This window comes from Paraburkholderia lycopersici, from assembly GCF_900096975.1.
GTDB classification, from domain to species: Bacteria; Pseudomonadota; Gammaproteobacteria; order Burkholderiales; family Burkholderiaceae; genus Paraburkholderia; species Paraburkholderia lycopersici.
On the sequence record NZ_FMYQ01000026.1, the window covers coordinates 1 to 20,938 of the forward strand.

At 61.8% G+C, this 20,938-nt stretch carries 17 protein-coding genes; all 17 read left to right on the forward strand.

Annotated features, from left to right (window positions below):
• Positions 1-685: RHS repeat-associated core domain-containing protein (locus tag BLU17_RS33930; RefSeq protein WP_245747000.1), on the forward strand; the 685-nt coding region annotated here is incomplete at its 5' end.
• A complete protein-coding gene (locus tag BLU17_RS23875) occupies positions 682-1,077 on the forward strand; it encodes a hypothetical protein (RefSeq protein ID WP_092002279.1) in 396 nt (131 codons plus the stop codon). The genes BLU17_RS33930 and BLU17_RS23875, both read left to right, overlap by 4 nt.
• Positions 1,078-1,289: 212 nt before the next feature.
• Entirely contained in the window at positions 1,290-1,700 is a 411-nt protein-coding gene (locus BLU17_RS23880) for a hypothetical protein (RefSeq protein ID WP_092002282.1), read from the forward strand.
• A 434-nt stretch (positions 1,701-2,134) separates the two neighbouring features.
• Positions 2,135-2,683 (forward strand): type VI secretion system contractile sheath small subunit, encoded by a 549-nt coding sequence (gene tssB, locus BLU17_RS23885; protein WP_092002285.1) that lies wholly within the window; start codon positions 2,135-2,137, stop codon positions 2,681-2,683.
• A complete protein-coding gene (gene tssC, locus BLU17_RS23890) occupies positions 2,683-4,182 on the forward strand; it encodes a type VI secretion system contractile sheath large subunit (RefSeq protein ID WP_092002288.1) in 1,500 nt (499 codons plus the stop codon). The genes tssB and tssC overlap by 1 nt, the downstream gene beginning before the upstream one ends.
• 124 nt (positions 4,183-4,306) lie before the next feature.
• Complete coding sequence (locus BLU17_RS23895) at positions 4,307-4,789, forward strand: Hcp family type VI secretion system effector (protein WP_092002291.1); 483 nt, start codon at positions 4,307-4,309, stop codon at positions 4,787-4,789.
• A 410-nt stretch (positions 4,790-5,199) separates the two neighbouring features.
• Positions 5,200-7,140 (forward strand): type VI secretion system-associated FHA domain protein, encoded by a 1,941-nt coding sequence (locus tag BLU17_RS23905; protein WP_143189328.1) that lies wholly within the window; start codon positions 5,200-5,202, stop codon positions 7,138-7,140.
• Positions 7,140-7,718: a type VI secretion system baseplate subunit TssE gene (gene tssE, locus BLU17_RS23910; protein ID WP_245747001.1), complete on the forward strand. Its 579-nt coding sequence runs from the start codon at positions 7,140-7,142 to the stop codon at positions 7,716-7,718. Before BLU17_RS23905 ends, tssE begins: the two co-directional genes overlap by 1 nt.
• A 4-nt stretch (positions 7,719-7,722) precedes the next feature.
• Entirely contained in the window at positions 7,723-9,600 is a 1,878-nt protein-coding gene (gene tssF / locus BLU17_RS23915) for a type VI secretion system baseplate subunit TssF (RefSeq protein ID WP_092002300.1), read from the forward strand.
• Positions 9,597-10,688: a type VI secretion system baseplate subunit TssG gene (gene tssG / locus BLU17_RS23920; RefSeq protein ID WP_092002303.1), complete on the forward strand. Its 1,092-nt coding sequence runs from the start codon at positions 9,597-9,599 to the stop codon at positions 10,686-10,688. Before tssF ends, tssG begins: the two co-directional genes overlap by 4 nt.
• Before the next feature lie 3 nt (positions 10,689-10,691).
• On the forward strand, positions 10,692-13,475 hold the full coding sequence (gene tssH / locus BLU17_RS23925) for a type VI secretion system ATPase TssH (protein ID WP_092002306.1): 2,784 nt from the start codon (positions 10,692-10,694) through the stop codon (positions 13,473-13,475).
• Between the two features lie 65 nt (positions 13,476-13,540).
• Positions 13,541-15,472 carry a type VI secretion system Vgr family protein gene (locus BLU17_RS23930; RefSeq protein ID WP_092002309.1) on the forward strand — a complete coding sequence of 644 codons (1,932 nt, stop codon included), beginning with the start codon at positions 13,541-13,543 and terminating at the stop codon, positions 15,470-15,472.
• Between the two features lie 124 nt (positions 15,473-15,596).
• Positions 15,597-18,173 carry a DUF2169 family type VI secretion system accessory protein gene (locus BLU17_RS23935; protein WP_176929182.1) on the forward strand — a complete coding sequence of 859 codons (2,577 nt, stop codon included), beginning with the start codon at positions 15,597-15,599 and terminating at the stop codon, positions 18,171-18,173.
• On the forward strand, positions 18,170-19,234 hold the full coding sequence (locus tag BLU17_RS34610) for a pentapeptide repeat-containing protein (protein ID WP_092002315.1): 1,065 nt from the start codon (positions 18,170-18,172) through the stop codon (positions 19,232-19,234). Before BLU17_RS23935 ends, BLU17_RS34610 begins: the two co-directional genes overlap by 4 nt.
• Before the next feature lie 39 nt (positions 19,235-19,273).
• Complete coding sequence (locus tag BLU17_RS23945) at positions 19,274-19,882, forward strand: DUF3540 domain-containing protein (RefSeq protein WP_245747003.1); 609 nt, start codon at positions 19,274-19,276, stop codon at positions 19,880-19,882.
• 21 nt (positions 19,883-19,903) lie between these two features.
• Positions 19,904-20,293 carry a DUF4150 domain-containing protein gene (locus BLU17_RS23950; protein WP_092002321.1) on the forward strand — a complete coding sequence of 130 codons (390 nt, stop codon included), beginning with the start codon at positions 19,904-19,906 and terminating at the stop codon, positions 20,291-20,293.
• Between the two features lie 75 nt (positions 20,294-20,368).
• Complete coding sequence (tssJ, locus tag BLU17_RS23955) at positions 20,369-20,920, forward strand: type VI secretion system lipoprotein TssJ (RefSeq protein WP_176929183.1); 552 nt, start codon at positions 20,369-20,371, stop codon at positions 20,918-20,920.
• Positions 20,921-20,938 lie beyond the last annotated feature (18 nt).

Consider the following 20,938-nt stretch of genomic DNA (forward strand, 5'->3'; position numbering starts at 1 on the left):
GCAACCGTTCAGGGCGCTGGCGTACTATCATTGTGACCAGATCGGCACGCCACGCGAGTTGACGGATGCGGCGGGCGAAGTAGCGTGGAACGCGTATTACCAGGCGTGGGGCAAGGCTCACGAAGTCATCAGCGATGCGGCGAGGAAGGCCGGGATCAGGAATCCGTTGCGCTTTGCGGGCCAGTACTTCGACCGCGAGACGGGTCTGCACTACAATCGGCACAGGTACTACGATCCCAGCTCGGGACGGTTCATCAGCAAAGACCCCATCGGGCTTGCGGGTGGGATCAACGTCTATGCATACGCGCCGAACCCGGTTGAATGGGTCGATCCTTTCGGATTATCCAAAACGCCGGTAGGCGCCGGAAGAAAACAAGCGTCGTCAAAAGCGAATCAGAACGCTAAATGTCCATGCAGAGGCGAGTGGGAAATGAATCGTTTCGACAGAATATGCTCAGGCAACGTGCCGGGCGTGGGCTACGCTAAGTATGTGCGAGATCCGGGCACGGGGATGTGGTGGTCTGAAGACCAAACAGGGCATGGGAACAGTGCTTGGAAGGTATATGACAAAAATGGTGCATGGGTAGCAGACGCTGACGTCTATGGCGATTACATGAGTAAGCACAAGAGTGATACGGGTAAAAATATTGACTTTGATTCGTTGAAGTGCAAGGACTCGAAATGATTCACTCTGCTGAAGAATTTGTCGCGCTGAGGGATAGCTCTCTCAAGGACGAATATGATCGCGCTGCGACTGACGAGGCTTCTGTTTCAGTCTGGAAAGATGTTATCGATAGATTCCCGGATTATAGGAGATGGGTCGCTCATAACAAGACGGTCCCAATCGAAATCTTGAGGTTGCTTTACCAATTTGGGCCTGATGTTCGCCGCTTCATTGCTGTGAAGAGAAAACTGTCTGATGAGTTATTTGAGCTTCTATCAACGGATCTCGACGCAACTGTTCGGCAAGGTATCGCCTCAAATAAAAAGGCGCCTATTCCGATAATCATGAGGCTTATGCAAGATGAGGATGAAGATGTTTCTAGAATTGCCAAATACAACTTTGAGAGCCGATAGATGTTGAATGAAGGGCCGCGTTTGCGGCCCTTCATTCGGCGGTAATGGTCAACCGCCCGTTTTCAACGTTGATCCTTACACGCTGCCTAGGTGTAAAGCCAGCGTCTTAATCCATTGGCCCGCAAACTTCATCCACGGATAAAGCGGTGGCGTGGTGCGGCTTCGCCAGTTGCGCTGCGACTGCTGGATGGTCACGAATCGTTCCTTGACAGGTGGACGCGCCGCTCGAACGCATACCGCTCAAGACACTCGCCGCACTAACGCGCGAGCACCAAATCGGTCGGCGCTGGCTTGAGCATGTGGCCAACAACCAGAGCGTGCAGCGCAAGACACGGGGAAAGTACCGCAGCGCCATGTCAACGCTGTTCTCGGTCGCCATCGCCAATGGCATGACGGACGTGAATCCGTTCTCTTTCAAGCTCACCAGCCTGCGGTTGCGTGGCACCACAACGGAGAAAAGCAAGGGCAACAAGGAAGCACGCAGCCCTCTGCCCCCGTGCGTCATGGACTCCTTCTTCTCCGAACCACTCTATAACGGACCCGGCTTCGACCGGCGACTGCTGCCAGCGTTTCATCGTCGGACCAGCATAACTCTGGTCCGGTTTGAGCAGGAATTACCTTAACTTAAACCAACCGGCCTCCACGACGCCCGTACGGCTCATACATCCAGCGTTAGTAAGCGCTGCCAGTCGGTGAGTAGAACCATCGACAAATCTCTCAAGTAAATCCGACTATCAACGCTCCAGCCATCTGCTATGGGCGGCGCATTCCGTTCCACCAGGAAGAATCTTTTTCATCCTCTCGCTGTTTCGTCCCGCTTTCTTTGGGATTTTTTCAGACATCTCAACGGTCAGCTACCTGATACTCAAGAATGCGTCTGGATGTCAGAACATCTTTAAATATCCAAAAAGCCGCATTGAAAACAAAGAAACGCAGAAATCATTTTATCTCTAAAAATAGAACAGTTTCACGTTGAGGAGGATCAATTTCATCAATTGATTTTTGCTCAAGAATAAACAGGTCAACTTGGACCTAAAACAGTTACCCGAGATAATCAATGAGCACGAAAAGCAGGAGTGGACAGAAATTAATCTCCAGAAATCGCGCCCCGCGTGTTCAGATCGAATATGACATCGAGGTTTATGGTTCGGAAAAAAAAGTCGAGCTTCCGTTTGTTATGGGTGTCATGGCCGATCTTGCGGGAAAACCCACTGAGCCCCTGCCTGACGTGGGCGAGCGAAACTTCATGGAAATCGACGTCGACAATTTCGACGCGCGCATGAAGTCGCTCAAGCCACGTGTCGCCATGCGCGTGGAAAACACACTAACGGGCGAGGGCGAACTAAACGTCGATCTCACATTTCAAAACATGGCGGATTTCTCGCCGGCCGCCATTGCGAGAAATGTCGAGCCGCTAAAAATCCTTCTTGAGGCACGAACACAGCTTTCCAATCTGCTTTCATATATGGACGGAAAAAGCGGGGCCGAGGAGCTGGTCTCGCAGATCCTCAGCAATCCAGCACTCCTCCAGTCGCTATCGCAGTTACCTGACAAACCACCCGCGAAATTAGCTGCCGGCGAAGATGCCACGTCGGAGGATAAATAATGGATAAGCTGATTCAGCACGAAATCGCCGCGCGGGATAATGTGCTCGACGATAGCGGATTGAGTGCACTGCTGCAGAAGGAATTCCGCCCAAAATCGGATGAAGCAAGAGAAGCGGTTGAAAGCGCTGTCAAAACGCTCGCGCAGCAAGCGCTCGAAAATACCCTGACGATCTCGCCCGACTCGTATCGAACCATCCAGTTGCTGATTGGGGAAATCGACAGAAAACTGTCCCAGCAGATCAACAAGATTATTCACCACGAAGATTTCCAGAATCTGGAAGGCGCGTGGCACGGGCTACATCATCTCGTCAAGAATACCGAGACCGACGAGAAACTCAAGATCCGCTTCATGCCGGTCACCAAACGCGAACTCGCCAGAACCCTCAAACGCTACAAGGGCACCGGCTGGGATCAGAGCCCGATCTTCAAGCGCATCTACGAACAGGAATACGGCCAGTTCGGCGGTGAGCCCTTTGGCTGCATGATTGGCGACTACTACTTCGATCACAGTCCGCAGGATGTCGAAATACTCGGCGAGATGGCACGAATCGGTGCGGCTGCCCACTGTCCGTTCATTGCGGGCGCGGCGCCAGGCGTCATGCAGATGGAGTCGTGGCAGGAACTCGCGAATCCGCGCGACCTCACGAAGATCTTCCAGAACTCCGAATATGCCGCCTGGCGAAGCCTGCGCGAATCCGAAGACGCGCGTTATATCGGGCTCGCGATGCCGAGGTTCCTGTCCCGCCTGCCATACGGCGTGCGCACGAATCCCATCGACGAATTCGACTTCGAAGAAGAAACCTGCGGCGCAACGCACTCCAACTATACGTGGACAAACGCTGCCTACGCGATGGCCACCAACATCAACCGCGCTTTCAAGGAATACGGCTGGTGCACCGCAATTCGTGGCGTCGAATCGGGCGGCGTGGTAGAGGACCTTCCCTGCCATACGTTCCCGGACGATGACGGCGGCGTAGATATGAAGTGTCCCACCGAAATCGCCATCAGCGACCGGCGCGAGGCCGAACTTGCGCGTAACGGCTTCGTGCCTCTCGTCCATCGCAAGAATTCGGACCTTGCAGCGTTTGTCGGTGCACAGTCGCTGCAAAAGCCCGCCGAATTCTACGACGCCGATGCATCGGCCAATGCGCAACTTGCGGCGCGCCTGCCCTATCTGTTCGCCTGCTGCCGGTTCGCGCACTACCTGAAGTGCATCGTGCGCGACAAGATCGGCTCGTTCCGCGGGCGCGAGGACATGCAGCAGTGGCTTAACGGCTGGATCATGAACTATGTGGACGGCAATCCGGCCATCTCGTCGCAGGACACGAAGGCGCGCAAGCCGCTCGCCGCCGCTGAAGTGACGCTCGACGAACTGCCCGGCAATCCAGGCTATTACACCGCGAAGTTCTTCCTGCGTCCACACTACCAGTTAGAAGGACTGACGGTTTCGCTGAGGCTTGTCTCAAAGCTTCCGTCCGCAAAAGCAATCGAAGCGTGATCAATGAATAACGATAAGAAGTCGACAAGGAGATGGCGTACTTAAAAGTCGAACTCTGACATGGATCGCCGATGTCCAGACTCAAGGGCTCGGTTTTATTTTCTCTTACTGTGGAATATTCACGATGGCAACAAACATATTCATGAAGGTGGACGGTGCGGACGGCGAATCCAAGGACAGCGGCCATGCTGGCTGGACCGACATCACGTCATTCACGTGGGGTGCGACGCAGCCCGGCAATATGGGAGTGGGGGGCGGCGGTGGCACGGGCAAGGTTTCCTTCTCGGATCTGACCGTCAATGCCCTCATCGACAAATCGACGCCCGCGCTGCTCAAGTATTGCTCCAAGGGCTCGCATCTCTCCTCGGTCGAGATCTCCGTCTGCAAGGCAGGGGGAACGCAGATCGAATACGCCAAGATCGTACTGACCGACGTTCTGGTCACCGGCGTCAATTATGCCGGCGCGAATACCGGCGATGTCGTCGGCGTGGTCTATTCGTTCCAGGCCGCCAAGGTCAAGCAGCAATACTGGGAGCAGACGACCCAGGGCGGCAAGGGCGCGGAGATCAGCGCGGCATGGGATATCAAGCAGAACTGCGAGGCCTGATTGACCGCTGCGTTGCAGCGCAGAGGCCGATTCGGATCATTTCGTCTCCCCTTTGCGACGTTCGCTGCGCTTCACCAGGTGTGTGAAGTACTGCGGCCCGGCCAACATATCGGACAACCAACGCCTTGAACGCGGTGGTTGCCGATACTTGGCCACATTGCGGCATCGTCAGCACGCTGTCGTAATGAAAACTGCTTCCCGCAAGCCTCGCCGGGAAGAGACATGAAGACTGCAAAGACCTAGCCGAACCGACATTTTTCGACCATCCGCATGTTGCCCCGATCCAGCCAGCGTGAACAGCACGCCCGCCGTCAGCCGTTCGTCGCCGCAGTCGTCGCGCCGCCGGCCTGTGGCGAACGGCGCGATCGCTCGGCCTTACCGGGGAGTCAGTCTGTCCAGAGAAGAGCGCAATGAGTCATATCGTCGATCACGTGCCGGGATTGCGCTGCGAAATCATGAAAGGCATGTCTGCCGGCGGCGATAGGGAAGCCGGTCCTGCGCGCCATTGTGATTTTACGTTTCCGGGCGGTACGCTAGGCCGAGGCAAGGACAACGATCTCGTTCTGCCTGATGAGCGGCAGCAAATCGCAAGCCTCCAGGCCATCGTCCTCATCAATGGTTCCGGACAGTGCGAAATCAGCAACCGGGGAGGGATGCCCATCCGCCTGAACGGTGCGTCCATCGAGCGAGGTCAGCAACGTCCGATAGGTCCGGGCGATCACCTCGAAATTGGTACCTATCTGTTGCGCTTCGACGAACTGGCCAAACCTGATGCACCTCATGCCGATACCGCTGCCACAACGGATTCGGCAAGCGAAAATGAGCATAACGAAGTACCTGGAGAAATCTGGGCAGCGCTCGATGCGGAATTCTCAGCCGTTGAGGCGCAACCGGCTGCGCAGCCCGCGTCTGGCCAGCCACATCCGCTGCTTCAGGCGAATATCGCCGGCAACCGGCCCGACAACCCGTTGATACTTGGCGGCGGAGAAACTGCACTGCTTCAGGAAGACGACGATTTAAGCCTGTCCTGGCTGTTCGCCGATGACGACCCTCTCATGCAGATGCCAATCATGGCCGACATGACCCCGACGGTTCTCACCGATGTCTCCCATCGCACATCTTCGGCGACGATGTCGCGCCGCGCGCCGCTGGTGCTGGACAAGCGGGACTGCGCTGGTCATCGCGGCGGATTCGCGCTCTTCGAAGAAGCGGTCCCGCTGGAGACCGATTTCAACGATGCCGGCGATACAACCCTGTGCGTTTCGCCCGGTGCGGCGGCACCGCTTGCAAGCGCGATTGACGACTTGCTTGCCCCAAAGGGCAACGCCGCAGCCGCACAGACATCGGTCCGAGCCGAACTGCCAGCTTCGAGCATCGACAATGCGCGAGTCACTGAGCTCCCTCCCCTGTCCGGCCTCGTCGATAAGCCGCTGCACCGCCACACCGACGCAGCCATGCTCACGTTCCCCGATCCGCCGGAGCGGCGCGAGCCCACAATCGGCAGATTGTCGCGGCCGGCACCGCAAACGTTCTCCTATGCTCATGCCACGCCGGACGGGCGCCCATTACCGGATGCATCCGCAACCCACCAGACTAACGATCGGGAAACAGATACGTCTTTAGCCCCGGTACTTACCCGTGCGCTGCTTGATGGCATGGGCCTGGACCATGTGCAGGCCGCATCTGTCGGATGTGACGAGCTCCAGCGGGTCGGGCGTTTGCTCCGCATGTTTACCGACCACACAATGCGTCTGTCCACAACGGACGCAACGGCTACAGGCAACATGCCTCAGCGGAACGCGCCGGATCGCGCGTGCGCACACAACCCGTTCTACGCCTTGCCGTCCGGTGGGCATGTCCTGACGATGCTTTTCGCACAGCCTGACCCGGATCTCATGCATATCGAGACCGCCGCCGCGCAGGCACTTACCGACCTCAAGTCGGGCAGGAATGCTGCGGAGGACCGTTTACGCCCCGACGATCGCGCCAACGTCGATACGGTCCTCCACCAACTTGCTCCCGAAAAGCTGGAACGGGAACTCGCGGAATCGGGCATGCGCCTCCTGTCGCTCAGGACCGGAAAGGCTGCGCTCTGGGATCACTTCGTCTGCGCGTACCTGCGTGTCGCCGCACAGGTGGGCTCTGGGATATCTCATGAGACAGCCCCCTGCCCCCCCACGCCACCCACCCCGCAAATCACGGCGCACACGGGCAAAAACGAAGACGCGGTCGACCTTGAGGCCCTCGATGCCCTTGAGGCACGCGAGGGTGCGATTGCCCACGCGACCGGCCACGGCAGCACGAGCGTAGGCCAGGGGCCGGCCTACGGACAACACTGGGGCTACTGGTAATGAGCACGAACCCGCGTACCCTGCCGTCAGCGACCGGCACCGATCGCTCCGCCACGATGCGTTCACCGCGGGAGAGCGGCGCGATCAGCTTGCGTCACCGTGCCCAGCCATCGCTGCTGGACCGCCTCACCGACGAAGCCCCCGAACAACGCGAGGAGCCGCAAGGACAGCATCTGCTCTCGGCCGGTGCGCTGCGCAAGACGGTGTTGCGCGATCTGGGCTGGCTCTTCAACAGCGTCAACGCCAACAGCACATTTGATCTTGCGCCCTACCCGCACGTCGCACGCTCGACGCTGAACTACGGTCTCGATGCGCTCTCCGGCAAGCACCTGTCCGAAATCGACTGGAAGCACGTCGAGAAGATGCTGACGGTTGCAATCAGAAACTACGAGCCGAGAATCGCACCCGGCGATCTGGTGGTGCGCTGCTTGCCCAGAAACGATGGCCAGGACCGCCACCATGTCCTGTCCATCGAAATCAGGGGAGAACTCCGTCACAGTCCGTCTCCGTTGCCGTTCCTCTTTCGCACGGACATCGATCTGGAAAGCGGGCATTTCGACTGCGTGGACATGGGGTAACGCGTTGAACAACCAGCTGCTCGAACACTACAACCGCGAACTGGCCTACCTCCGCGAACTGGGCGCCGAGTTTGCCGCCCTTCATCCGAAAATTGCCGGACGGCTCGGTATGCGCGACATGGATGCCGCCGACCCTTACGTCGAACGGCTGCTCGAAGGCTTCGCGTTTCTTACGGCACGCATCCACCTGAAGATGGATGCGGAATTTCCGGACTTCTCGCAACGTCTGCTCGATATCCTCTACCCGAACTATCTCGCGCCGACGCCGTCGATGGCCATTGCCGAGCTGGTGCCCGACAGCCACAAGGGCGATATCAATAACGGCTATCTCGTGCCGCGCGGCACGCCGATGGAAAGCATGAGCCTGAAACGGCAAGGCATGACGTGCACCTACGTCACCGCCCACGACGTGGTGCTGCAGCCAATCGAACTCACGCATGTGGAGCTGGGCGGCCTGCCCGCGGGCCTGTCGCTCGCCGCGCTCGGGGCCGAGGCCGGTTTGTGCCAGAGCGCGCTGCGCATACGTTTTGCGGTGTCGCCCCAGGCCATGCTGCGCAACCTCCGGATGGACCGGCTCGCCCTGCATCTGAGCGGGCCCGCCATGCAGGCCCAGCAACTGCTCGAATTGCTGATGCAGCATACGGTCGGCGTGGCCGGCCAGATCCGCGGGGCCTCGCCGCAACAGATCGTGCTGCCCGCGAGCGCGTTGCGTCACGACGGCTTCACGCCCGACGAAGCCCTGCTGCCCAACGATCTGCGCGGTTTCGACGCCTACCGCCTGCTGCAGGAATACTTCGCCTTTGCCGCGCGCTTTCTGTTCTGCAGCATTCACGGTCTCGGCCCGCTGTTCGAACGGTGCCCCGAACCCGGGAGTGGACAATCTGAAACGTTCGACGTCGTGGTGCTGCTCGACCACTACGATGCGAACCTCGCCAGTCTCGTCGATGTGCGACATCTCGCGCTGCACTGCACGCCGATCATCAACCTCTATCCGAAAACAGCGGACCGCATCGCGCTCGATGAAAGGACTACCGAATATCACGTCGTCGTCGATCGCGTCAAACCGCTCGATCACGAAGTCTTTTCCGTACGGCGTCTGAGCGCGAGTTCGAACGAGCAGCGAGAAACGCAAACGTTCAGGCCGTTCTATCACACGCAGCACACGGACCACACCGATTTCGGCGCCTACTTCTCGGTGCGGCGCGAGCCGCGCCTGTCGTCGGCACACGGCAGGCGCACCACGTACGCGGGATCGGAAACGTTCGTGTCGCTCGTCGATCAGCAGCAGGCGCCCTGGCGCAGCAATCTGAAGTACATGACGGCCGATGTGCTATGCACGAACCGCGATCTGCCGCTGCTGCTGCAAGGCCGGGAAATCGACGACTTTGCTCTCGTCAGCTCGTTCCCGGTGCGGGAGACGCGGTTGCGCCGCAGCCCGACGCCGCCGCTCCCGGCCCTCTCCAGGGACCTCGTCACGTGGGGCTTGATCAGCCAGTTGCAGATCAACTATCTAGGCCTCATGGAGCGAGACCCCGTGGAAGGCGCAAGCGCGCTGAGGCAACTGCTCTCGCTCCATGCAAGCCTGAGCGAGCCTGCCGTCGCCCGGCAGATCGAAGGCATCCGCCATTGCCGCCTGCGGCCCGTCCACCGCAGGGCCGCGCACGCCGGCCCCGCCATGTTCGCACGCGGCGTCGCGATTGATCTCACTGTCGACGAACAGGCGTTCTCGGGCACCACGCCCTATCTGTTCGGTGCCGTGCTCGAACATCTGTTCTCGCGCCTCGTCACGATCAACTCATTCGTCGAAACCACCCTGCACAGCCAGCAACGGGGGGAAATCGCGTTCTGGGCGCCGCGTACCGGCGGCAAGGCCTTGCTATGAACGTGCATGGTCCGCTCCAACCCGATCAGGCGGCACTTCCCGGCGACTTCTGGCAGGCACGGGTCGAAGCGCCGTTCGCATACGATCTGTTCCAGTTACTGCGTCGCCTCGATGCCCGGAATTATCGGCACCATCTGCTCGGTCGCGCACCCAGTCCGCGCGAGGAACCGCTGCGCATCGGGCAGGAGCCGTCGCTGTCGTTCGCGCCGTCCGCCGTGGCGAAGATCGCACCGCGCGCCGGCTCGCCGCTTTACGACGTGAGCATCCGCAGCCTCGGCCTGTTCGGGCCGAACGGCCCGCTGCCGCTGCACCTGACCGAATATGTTCACGAGCGTGTCCTGCATCATCACGACCAGGCCCTGCTGAATTTCTGCAACCTGTTTCACCACCGGCTAACGCTCCTGTTTTACCGCGCCTGGGCAGATACGCAGCCTGCGGTATCGCTCGACCGCCCCGACAACCCGCGCTTCGATCGCTATCTATCGAGCCTGATCGGCCTCGGCTGCGACCTCGCGGCGCCGCGCGACAGCCTCGCGCCACACGCCCGGTATTACGTGACGGGGCATCTGACGCGGCAAATTCGCAACGTGGAAGGCCTGAAGAATATCCTGACCGGTTACTTCGGGATTCCTGTTCATATCGTGCAGAACGTGCCGGTATGGCTACCCGTCGATACCTCGCAGCAAGCCCGCCTCAAGGCCGGTCGCCGCGAAGCGCGGCTCGGTCTGTCCTCGACGCTGGGCATCGCGGTGCGCGACATCCAGCACAAGTTCCGGATCGAACTCGGCCCGATGCCGCTCGATCTCTATAACCGCTTCCTGCCCGACGGCGATCTGCTCGTGCAATTGCGCGACTGGGTCCGTCAATACGTCGGCATCGAATTCATCTGGGATCTGAGACTCATTCTCGACCGCGGCCACGCCGGTCCGACGATCGTCGGCTCGCGGCAGCGACTGGGGCTGAACACGTGGCTGCGCGCGCCGTCCTCCTCCGCGCAGCACGGCGAGCTGAACCAGTTGATATTCACGCCCGAGCCGCAGGACGCGCCTCTCACGCAACAGACAACCGCCGCCAGCCCACTTCATTGAGTCATGGTCATGATCAGCCGTTCCATTCTCTTCAGCAAACTCAACAGCTGGCTCTTGAAGTCACTGGAAAACTCGACCGCACTGTGCAAGCTGCGCGGCAATCCGCAGGTGGAGCTGGTTCACTGGCTGCATCAACTGATGCAGGGCAGCGATACCGACCTGCAGGTCATCGTGCGTCATTTCGGACTTGACGAAAAAGCGCTGCGCGAGGACATCGTCCGCGAACTGGATCGCCTGCCTCGCAGCGACAGCGCGGCCTCCGACCTCTCCCCCGAGATCGACGGAGCGGTCGAGCGTGGCTGGTTCCACGCATCGCTTAGGTCGGGCAAGGCCTGGATGAGAAGCGCCGATCTGCTGCTCGGCATTCTCAACACGACCAACCTGCGCAACCATCTGCACCGGATTTCGCCGCAGTTCGCGCACATCGAGGCGAAAGCGCTGGAAGCGCAATACGGCCTGCTGCTGGCCAGTTCAAGCGAGGGCAACGTCGCGCAAAGCGGTGGGGCGGCGCGCGGGGCCGGCACGGAAGCGAGCGGAAACGCGCCTGCCGGCGGGCCGCAAGGCAACGGCAGCCTGCAACGCTATGCCGTCGATCTGACCGAAAAGGCGAAGCTCGACGAGATCGATCCGGTGGTCGGGCGCGACGAGGAAATCCGCCAGATCGTCGATATCCTGATGCGGCGGCGGCAGAACAACCCGCTGCTCACGGGCGAGGCCGGCGTGGGCAAGACGGCCATAGTCGAAGGTCTCGCGCTGCGCATCGCGCGCGGCGACGTGCCGCCGGCGCTGCGCGACGTCCGGCTCTGGCAGCTCGACATGGGCTTGATGCAGGCAGGTGCCGGCATGAAGGGCGAATTCGAGACGCGTCTGCAGGGCGTCATCCATGAGGTTCAGTCGAGTCCGGCGCCCATTGTGCTGTTCATCGACGAAATCCACACCCTCGTCGGCGCGGGCGGCGCAGCGGGCACGGGCGACGCCGCCAATCTGATGAAGCCGGCGCTCTCGCGCGGACAGTTACGCACGATCGGCGCAACGACGTGGTCCGAATACAAGAAGTACATCGAGAAGGACCCCGCGCTCACACGCCGCTTCCAGGCCGTGCAGATCATGGAGCCCAGCGAAAAGCAGGCCATGACGATGCTTCGGCATACCGTCAGCACGCTCGAACGGCATCACCAGGTCCTGTTGCTCGACGAAGCCATCGAAGCGGCAGTGCGGCTCTCGCACCGCTACATTCCGGCGCGGCAATTGCCCGACAAGGCCGTCAGCCTGCTCGACACCGCCTGCGCCAGAGTCGCCGTCAGTCAGCACGCGGAGCCGGCGCAGGTCGAGGACTGCCGCCGGCTGATCGAAGCACTGGAGCTGGAACTCGGCATCGTGGCCCGGGAGCAGCACATCGGCATCGAACACGAGGAACGGGTACGCCAGGTGCGGCAGAAGCTCGACGACGAGCGTGCCGCGCTCGCGGCATTGCAGGTGCGTTGGGAACGGGAGCGCGACCTCGCGCGGCAGATCATCGAACTGCGCCGGCAGTTGCGCGATCGGCCCGCACCGGACGACACGGCCATGCAGGCCGCCGTTTCGCCGGACACGGCGAAACAGGCGATCCCCGAGGCCGTTCCGGCTGGCGGCAGCGATACGGCTGACGAAATCGCCCTGCCCGACATCAAGGATGACGAACCTGTCCCGGTTCCGCTCGACGCACAGCGCGCGAAGCTTGCCGTACTCCAGGCCGAACTGGGCGCCTGCCAGCTCGATGCGCCGCTGATCTTTCCCGCCGTCGATGCAAACACCGTGGCCACCGTCGTCGCCGACTGGACCGGCATCCCGCTCGGCCGCATGATGAAGGACGAAATCGACGCAGTCCTGAACCTCACGGAAACGTTGAGCCGGCGCGTGATCGGACAGACACGGGGACTCGATCTGATGGCGCGGCGCGTGCTCAGTTCCCGCGCGAAGCTCGACGATCCGGACAAGCCGGTGGGAGTCTTCCTGCTGTGCGGTCCGTCAGGCGTGGGCAAGACCGAAACGGCGTTCGCGCTGGCCGAGGCGCTCTACGGCGGCGAACAGAACGTCGTCTCGATCAACATGAGCGAGTTCCAGGAGGCCCATACCGTTTCCACGCTGAAAGGCGCGCCGCCCGGTTATGTCGGCTACGGCGAAGGAGGCGTGCTGACCGAGGCCGTGCGACGGCGTCCCTATAGCGTCGTGCTGCTCGACGAAATCGAAAAAGCGCACCCCGACGTGCACGAAATATTCTTCCAGGTCTTCGACAAGGGCTGGATGGAGGACGGCGAAGGGCGGCACATCGATTTCCGCAACACGATCATCATCCTGACCTCGAACGTCGGAGCCGAGGTTTTTTTGCAGCATTGCTCGCCGGGAGCAGCATGGCCCGACGCCGACGCGCTCACGGAGGCGTTGCGCGAACCGCTGCTCGAAGCCTTCCCTGCCGCCTTGCTGGGCCGTCTGCGGGTCGTGCCGTACTACCCGCTCAATGACGGCACGCTCGCGCAGATCGTGCGCCTGCAACTCGCCCGCATCCAGCAGCGCCTGCTGGACAACCACCAGATCCGCAGCCGCTACGACGACGCACTCGTGCAGCAGGTCGTGGCCCGCTGCAACGAGCCGGAGTCGGGTGGACGCATGGTGGACGCGATCCTCGTCAACCAGTTGCTGCCACGCATCAGCCATGCGCTGCTGACCGCCACGCAGCAAGGCCAGCGCTACCGGACGTTGTGCATAGGCATGGACGACGACACGTTCACCTGTGAATTCGAGATCTGACCCACGCATCCGGCCTTCATTTCTTCATCACCGGGATTCACTGACTTCACGGAAAACAGACTGCCATGAGCGCCCTCAACCGTATCTTCGTCGCCGATATCCCGTCATACGACGGCGACCCGCTGCTGTTCCGCTCGCTGACCGGAGAGGAAAGCCTGTCCACGCTCTACGATTTCGACGTCACGCTGCTCAGCGCGAGCCAGTCGGTCGACCTGAATGCCCTGCTCGGCAAGTCGCTCACGGTGGAGATCAACGACATTCCCGCCGCCCCGCGCTACCTCAACGGCATCGTCACGAGCATGGCGCTCTCGGGCCGCGAAGCGAGCGGCAACCGTTACTACCTCTATCGGGCAACCGTGCGCCCGGGGCTCTGGTACGCGACCCAGAACCACGACTTCCGGATTTTTCAGGAAAAGACGGTCCCCGAAATCCTCTCGAAAGTGCTCGACGGCTACCAGATCAAGGTCGAAAGCCGCCTGAGCTACACGTATCGCACATGGGGCTATTGCGTCCAGTATCAGGAAAGCGACTTCGCTTTCATCAGCCGGCTCATGGAACATGAAGGGATCTACTATTACTTCACGCACCAGCGGGGCGGCCATACGCTCGTACTGACCGATTCGCCGCAGGGGCACGACGCCCTGGCGGGTTACGAGGTCATCGATTACCGGCTCTCCGAAGGCGGTCTGGCCGAGAATGCGTCCAACATCCAGCAATGGCGTGTTTCGGACTCCATCACGCCAGGTCGTCTGAGCGCCGACGACTACGACTTCCGCAAACCGCGCGCACGGCTGCTGGAAGCACGCGAAAACCCCGCCTCCCATGCCGGCGACAAGGCGCAACGCTTCGAATGGCCCGGCGGCTACACCACCGCGAACGAAGGCAGTTTTTACACCCAGGTCCGGCAGCAGGAGCAGGAGTCGCGGCACGAACAGGCATCGGGCATGGCCACGTCTCCCGGTATCGCGCCCGGCTACCGATTTACGCTCGCCAATGCGCCGCGCGACGAAGACAACCGCGCCTATCTGATTACCGGAGCGCGCTACGTCTTTCAGGAAAGCAGCTACGCCAGCCAGAACGACGACCCGGCCAGGCACCGCATCGAATTCAGCGCCGTGCCCGCGGCGATCAACTGGCGTCCGGCGCGCGTCACGCCCAGGCCGAAAACCCACGGGCCGCAGACCGCTGAAGTCGTCGGACCGGCCGGCGAATCGATCTGGACCGACCGGTACGGGCGCGTCAAGCTCAAGTTCCGCTGGGACCGCTACGCGAGTGGCGACGATTCGAGTTCGTGCTGGGTGCGCGTATCGAGCATCTGGGCCGGCTGGAAATTCGGCGCGATCCAGGTGCCGCGCGTCGGCGAGGAGGTGGTCGTCGATTTCATCAACGGCGACCCGGACCGGCCCCTGATCATCGGGCGCGTCTACAACGAGGACAACATGCCGCCGTGGGATCTGCCCGCCGATGCGACGAAGATGGGCATCACGAGCCGCACCAAGGACGGCAATGCCGCCAAGGCAAACTTCCTGAGCCTCGATGACGCCCCCGGCCGGGAATCGTTTGCGATGCACGCCGAGCGCGACATGGGCGTGACCGTCGAGAACGACCAGGCGATCACCGTAGGGGTGAACCAGCTCGTCGCGGTAGGCGCGAACCAGGTCACGACCGTCGGAGCCAATCTGATGGAGGCCGTTGGCGGCAACGCCCTGCAGACCTACGCCGTCGATCTGACCACGATCGTCACGGGCACCTCGCTCTCGGCAGCCGATGTCTCCATCGACGCCTCCCGCAACAAGATCATTGCGGCCGGGCTACGCGCCGCGGTGGTTGGCGCGGATTTCAACGTCGCCGGCATTCGTGCCGAAATCAATCCGGTCTATCTCGGCGTCAGCTCCGCCAAGATACTTGCAGACAACACGGTGCTGGACCTCTACAGCCAGAAGATCGCGATGGGCCAACTCGCGCTGTACGCCCACGGCCTGACACTGTTCATCTGAGCACCATGTCCATTCGAATTCCTGACCTGTCACTTGCCGCCGCCGGCATACCGCCTGCCGGGACATGCCAAACGGCGCGGCACGATGCCGGCCATCGTGCCGCATCCCTGCCCGGGAGCCCGGCATGAGAGTCATCAAGCCGCTGCGCCTCGGCGTGCTGAGCCGCCCCTACCGCTGGCAGGGCGAGTACCGTCTCGGCGTATCCATTCTCGCCCTGTCGAGCATGGGCGCCCATCCGCAACTGCGTCCCGAGCCCGAACTCTGGGAGCTTGCCGGTGCGGAGCTTGCCGCGTCCGATCGCATCGTCGATCTCGCCTATTCCAAGCACTATCCGGAATTTCTGGCTACGGGCTATGCCTATACGCTCTCGCAAAAGGATGCGACCCAGTGCGAGGTGTCGGTTCAGGTCGAGGCGTTGCGCAAGACGCTGATCGTCTCCGGCGAACGTCACTGGCTCGAACCGGGCGATGCCGGAGCACAGGAGCGACGCCACTCGCCGGCGCAACCGTTCGAGCGCATCCGGCTCGACTGGAGCACCGCCTACGGCGGCCCGGCCTGCCCCGACAATCCGCATGGCATCGGCGCCCCGGCGGAAGGCAAGCCCGCCGCGCTGCTGCCCCACGTCGAAATGCCTCACGACCGGATCACGGCGCCCGATCAAACCATCGCGGCCGCGGGTTTCGGTCCGCTGGGATTGCAGTGGCCGCGTCGAATGCGGCTGGCCGGCGAATGCCATGACGCCGCCTGGCTACAGCAGCATTTTCCGGGCTTCGCCACGGATTTCGATCCGCGTTTCTTCAACATGGCCGCGGAGGGGCAGGTCTGGCTCGACCGCACCGCCATCCCGCCGGGCGCCTCGTACGCGATTCAGAACATGCACCCCGCGCATCGTCGCCTCGAAGGCCGGCTGCCCGCGTGGCAGGCGCGCTGCTTCATCAACCGGCAGTCGGGCCCGGACGAGGTATTCGAAGAAATCGCGATGCGACACACCACGGTGTGGTTCTTTCCGCATCTGGAGCAGATGATCCTCGTCTACCACGGCACCGCCGCGATCACCGAGGACGACGCCCACGACGTGCGCTCGCTGATGCCGGCGCTCGAACCAGCAGCGGCGGCACGGCCGCCGGCCCACTACCGCAAGGTCTGGCTGCAACGCGAAGACCGGCAGACGGGCGCTCTCCATGCGTTCGAGGAACACGACCTGCTGCCCGGCGACGCAATCGGTCCCTGGATCGACACGGAAAGCCCGGCCGCGCAGGCAAGCGCGCTGCAAACGCACATGGCGGGCCGCCGGCAACGCATCGAGGAAGAAAACCGCAGACATCTCGCGGGACACGGTGCAAACGTGATCGACCTGAACACCACCGCCGACGACGCCCTCCCGATCGAGCCCGTCCGCCTCGCCGATCTCCCCGCCTACGCGAAGACGCTTGAAGCACGGGCGGCACAGGCGAAGCACGACGCCGAAACGCAATTGCGAGACCGCGGCCACGACCCGGAATGCTTCGCCGCCACGGCGGCGCGCGCCAGTGGCCCCGAGAACCTGCACCGGATGCGCGAGCAGTTGCGGCATCAAGCCGGGGCACACCCGGATCAGGTCACGCCCGAGCAACTGGAAGCATCAGAACAAGCCTTGCACGACATGTATCTCCATGCGCTGGAAAGCCAGGCAATCCCGCCGCGCCTCGACGCGGAAACCATGAACGGACTGCGCCGCGAGATCGAGGCGCGCCTCGCCGGCGAGCGCAACTTCGACGGCATGGACCTGACGGGCGCCGACCTGAGCGGGCTCGACCTGCGCCGCGCGAGCTTTCGCCGCACGCTGTTCGAGAACGCCAACCTGCGGAACTGCCGGTTCGACGGTTCCGATCTGCGCGAAGCCGTGCTCGCGCGAACGGAGCTTGTCGACGCCTCGTTGCGCGACACGCGGCTCGATCAGGCCACCCTGTTCCGCAGCGACTGCTCGCGGGCCGACTTCAGCCGCGCGACGCTCATCGGCACGCGGCTTGGGGAAGCCTTGCTCGACAACAGCCGCTTCGCCGGCAGCCGGCTCGAAAACCTGACGCTCAACAAGACATTTCTGCTGCAGTGCGACTTCAGCCACGCGAAGCTCGGCCAGCTCGTGTTCGACGAAACGCTGCTCCGGCGCTGCACGTTCAACGAAAGCTGGCTGCACAAGACCCTGTTCAATCATTGCGTGCTCGACAAGATCGACTTCACGTCCGCGCAGATCAGCCGTTGCAGCTGGGTTCAATGCCGGATCGGCGCGGACTTTGCGCAAAGCCGGATTCAACTCTCGGCGTTCACGTCGAATACCGTCTTCGAGGGCGCGAGCTTCGGGAACGCCGATCTGCACAAGTGCAACTTCCGCGCCTCGACGCTGGACGGTTGCTCGTTTGCCCGCGCCCGGCTCGATGGCTGCGACTTCTCCGAGGCTTCGCTGCGGGAAGCCGATCTCTCCGTCGCCAACGCCAGCCAGAGCAACTTCACGCGCAGCGATCTGAGCGCGGCTTCGCTACAGCACGCAAAGCTGATCGGCGCGACGCTGAAGCAGGCAAAACTCAACGCCAGCGATTTTCGCGGCGCCAATCTCTTTCGCGCCGACATCGCCCAGACGGAAACAGACGACGCAACCTGCTGGGAAGGCGCCTATACGACGCAGATGAAGACGGTGCCGACGCTGCGGAGGATGGCTTCATGATCGACGTCCATACGCTCAAGCAGAAAATCGAGTCCGGCGAGCCGCTCGAAAACCTCGACCTTTCCGGCCTCGACTTCGATGGCATTGATCTCTCGGGTGCGCTGTTCCTGAAATGCACGATCGTCGATGTCCGGTTCGGCACCGGCCACCTGAGCGAGGTCATTTTTCACGAATGCAGGATACAACGCGCGACGTTGACCGGAACGCAGATCAGGCAGGTCCAGTTCAATCATTGCGATTTGCAGGATTGCCGGTTTTCCTCGTCCGCTCAACGTGATTGCAGCTTCAGCCAGTGCGAACTCGGCAACTGCGAATTTCGGGCATGTAGCCTGAATTCGGTCCATTTTTTCGATTGCCTCTTCAAAGGCAGTTCGTTCGCAGATTGCGAAATCGACCGGGGCGTGCTCGCGACCTCCACACTCGACGATTTCCGTCTTTCCAACTGCGCCGTTGCGCTGACATCCCTGTTCAAGCTCGACCTGCGCAACAGCACCATTACGGCGTGCCGTTTCGAAAAAACGGTGTTTCAACAATGCGACCTGCGTGGATGGCACTACACGGGGCAACGTCTCGTCCACTGCCAGTTCACCGAGTCGAAACTCGACGAAGCCGATCTCTCCGGCTGCACGCTGATCCAGAGCCACTTTCGCGACGCCTCGATGCGCGGCGTCCGGCTGGTCTCGGTTCAGGCCACATTGGCGCAGTTCGTCGGCGCGGATCTGAGCGATGCGGATTGCCGCCACGGCACCTTCGACCAGACCGTCTGGAACGACGCCCGCGTCGAGCGCGCCGCGTTCGGCGGCAGCCGTTTCCGGTACAGCACGTTGCAAAACATCACGGCGCATGGGGCCGATTTCCGCGACGCCGATCTTGCCTGCTGCGATTTTTCCCGCGCCCGGCTCGACGGCGCAGACTTTCGCGACGCCCGTTTTGCGCGTACCTGCTTTCACCGCGCCACGCTCGACGACGCCTCGTGGAGCAGCAAGGATGGTCTCATCGAAGCCGACACCGAGCTGTACGCGGCAGAAAGCTGGAGCGAGCCGTACCACCCCGTAGCCTGAGGCGACATCATGCATTCAGTCCATCCTTCGTTTATTCCCTTGACCCGGACGCCCTTCCAGCAGGACGGAAGGCTCATCAACCGCCTGCCGGACGGCAGCTTCATGGTGGAAAGCCGCGGGCAGCGCTGGCATTGCCGCAGGGCGGCCAGTTGCCTGCTCGACCCGCAATGCGACGACACCGTGCTGATCGCCGGCAACGACGACGGCCAGGTCTGGCTGCTCGCGGTGCTGGAGCGGGTGCGGCCCGATGCCATCGCCGAAGTGACCTTGCCCGACGGGCTGCGCATCTCGACACCGCGCGGCTCGCTGCATCTGGCCAGCCGCGACCAGGTCCATATCGGCTCGAAGGACTTTTCACTAGAGGCCGAAGACGCGCAGTGCCGGTTGCGCAAGCTGGATTTCGACGCCGCGGAAGTTTCGTCGTGGATCGGTATCGGCCGCTGGATAGGCTGCCGCAGCGAATCGCTCTGGGACAGCGTGACCCAGATCAGCCGGCACCTGTTCCGCCACGTTCGCCAGACCGAACACGTGCGGGCCGCGCAGATGGACTACCAGGCCGAAGGCCTGCTGCGCCTCCATGCGCGCAACACGATTGCGACGTCCGATGCGATCACCAAGATCGATTCCGAACAGATTCACGTGGGATAAGCACCGAAGGATTGACGCACCATGTTTGCCAATTGCCAGCTAGCCGGACTCGATCTGGGCTTTCCCGACGTGTGCATGACGCCGCCGCTCCCTGTGCCCGTCGCCTATGCGAACCTGTCCTTCGGTTGCATGGCGATTCCCAATGCGCCGCACATCCTGTTTGCCGGCACGCCGGCTCACAACACCGCGACGCTCACGCCCATCAGCTTCGGCGACGAGGCGGGCGCCTACGGCGGCGTCGTGTCCGGCACCATCATGGGTTCCTCGCTCAACATCACGGGCGCACTCACGGTCCTGACGGGCGCCTTTCCCACCACGCGCTTCGGCAGCCTCACCCGGCAAAACGTGTCCAACGTCATCGGCTTGCGGGCCTTGCCGAGCCAGTTGACCGTCATCCTGCTCGCGCCCTGAGCGCGCCGCCGCGCAACCGATCGGGCGGCCACGCCCGTTGTGAAATTCGTCAGCATGAGTACTCCAAAACGTGTCGTGAGCCGATTGATCCGCTTTCTGCTGGTGCTGGCCATTCTGCCGTTGTCCGGCGGATGCCGGATGATCGGCCAGAAACCACCCGCGCCGCCCCCGCTCCAGGTCTTCGACGTCAGCCTCTCCATGGAGAAGGACGGCAATCTCAGCGCAGGCGGAGTCGCCCTTCCGCTGAAGATCACGATGTACAAGCTGAAAAACACCGTCGCATTCACCAGCGCCAATTTCTTCGAATTGCAAGGCAATGGAGCGCTCGCCTCGAACGGCGAATTCATCAGCGAGGAACCGTTCTTTCTTCGCCCGCAGCAGAAGCCCGTTTCGATCCGGATTGAAAAGACCGGCGACCTGCGGTTCGTCGGATTCGTTGCCGAGTATCAGCAACTCAACGGCCGGATCTGGCGGCAAATCGTCCCGCTCACCGATGCGCCGCCCGTCAGACGATCGTTTTTCAGCTGGCTCTTCAAGCCGCCCCCCAACACGCAAACCACCGATATCGAAGTGCTCGCCACCCGGAACGGTCTGGTATCGGTTATCAAGGCCGCAAAGAATAATTGACATCGCAGGGATCACGCC

Bases quoted from the DNA above. Each gene is read 5' to 3' on its own strand.
- tssH (WP_092002306.1), top strand. From the start codon at position 10,692: ATGGTCATGATCAGCCGTTCCATTCTCTTCAGCAAACTCAACAGCTGG.
- BLU17_RS23905 (WP_143189328.1), top strand. From the start codon at position 5,200: ATGAGTCATATCGTCGATCACGTGCCGGGATTGCGCTGCGAAATCATG.
- BLU17_RS23895 (WP_092002291.1), top strand. From the start codon at position 4,307: ATGGCAACAAACATATTCATGAAGGTGGACGGTGCGGACGGCGAATCC.
- BLU17_RS23930 (WP_092002309.1), top strand. From the start codon at position 13,541: ATGAGCGCCCTCAACCGTATCTTCGTCGCCGATATCCCGTCATACGAC.
- BLU17_RS23935 (WP_176929182.1), top strand. From the start codon at position 15,597: ATGAGAGTCATCAAGCCGCTGCGCCTCGGCGTGCTGAGCCGCCCCTAC.
- BLU17_RS23875 (WP_092002279.1), top strand. From the start codon at position 682: ATGATTCACTCTGCTGAAGAATTTGTCGCGCTGAGGGATAGCTCTCTC.
- tssB (WP_092002285.1), top strand. From the start codon at position 2,135: ATGAGCACGAAAAGCAGGAGTGGACAGAAATTAATCTCCAGAAATCGC.
- BLU17_RS34610 (WP_092002315.1), top strand. From the start codon at position 18,170: ATGATCGACGTCCATACGCTCAAGCAGAAAATCGAGTCCGGCGAGCCG.
- tssC (WP_092002288.1), top strand. From the start codon at position 2,683: ATGGATAAGCTGATTCAGCACGAAATCGCCGCGCGGGATAATGTGCTC.
- tssE (WP_245747001.1), top strand. From the start codon at position 7,140: ATGAGCACGAACCCGCGTACCCTGCCGTCAGCGACCGGCACCGATCGC.
- BLU17_RS23950 (WP_092002321.1), top strand. From the start codon at position 19,904: ATGTTTGCCAATTGCCAGCTAGCCGGACTCGATCTGGGCTTTCCCGAC.
- tssG (WP_092002303.1), top strand. From the start codon at position 9,597: ATGAACGTGCATGGTCCGCTCCAACCCGATCAGGCGGCACTTCCCGGC.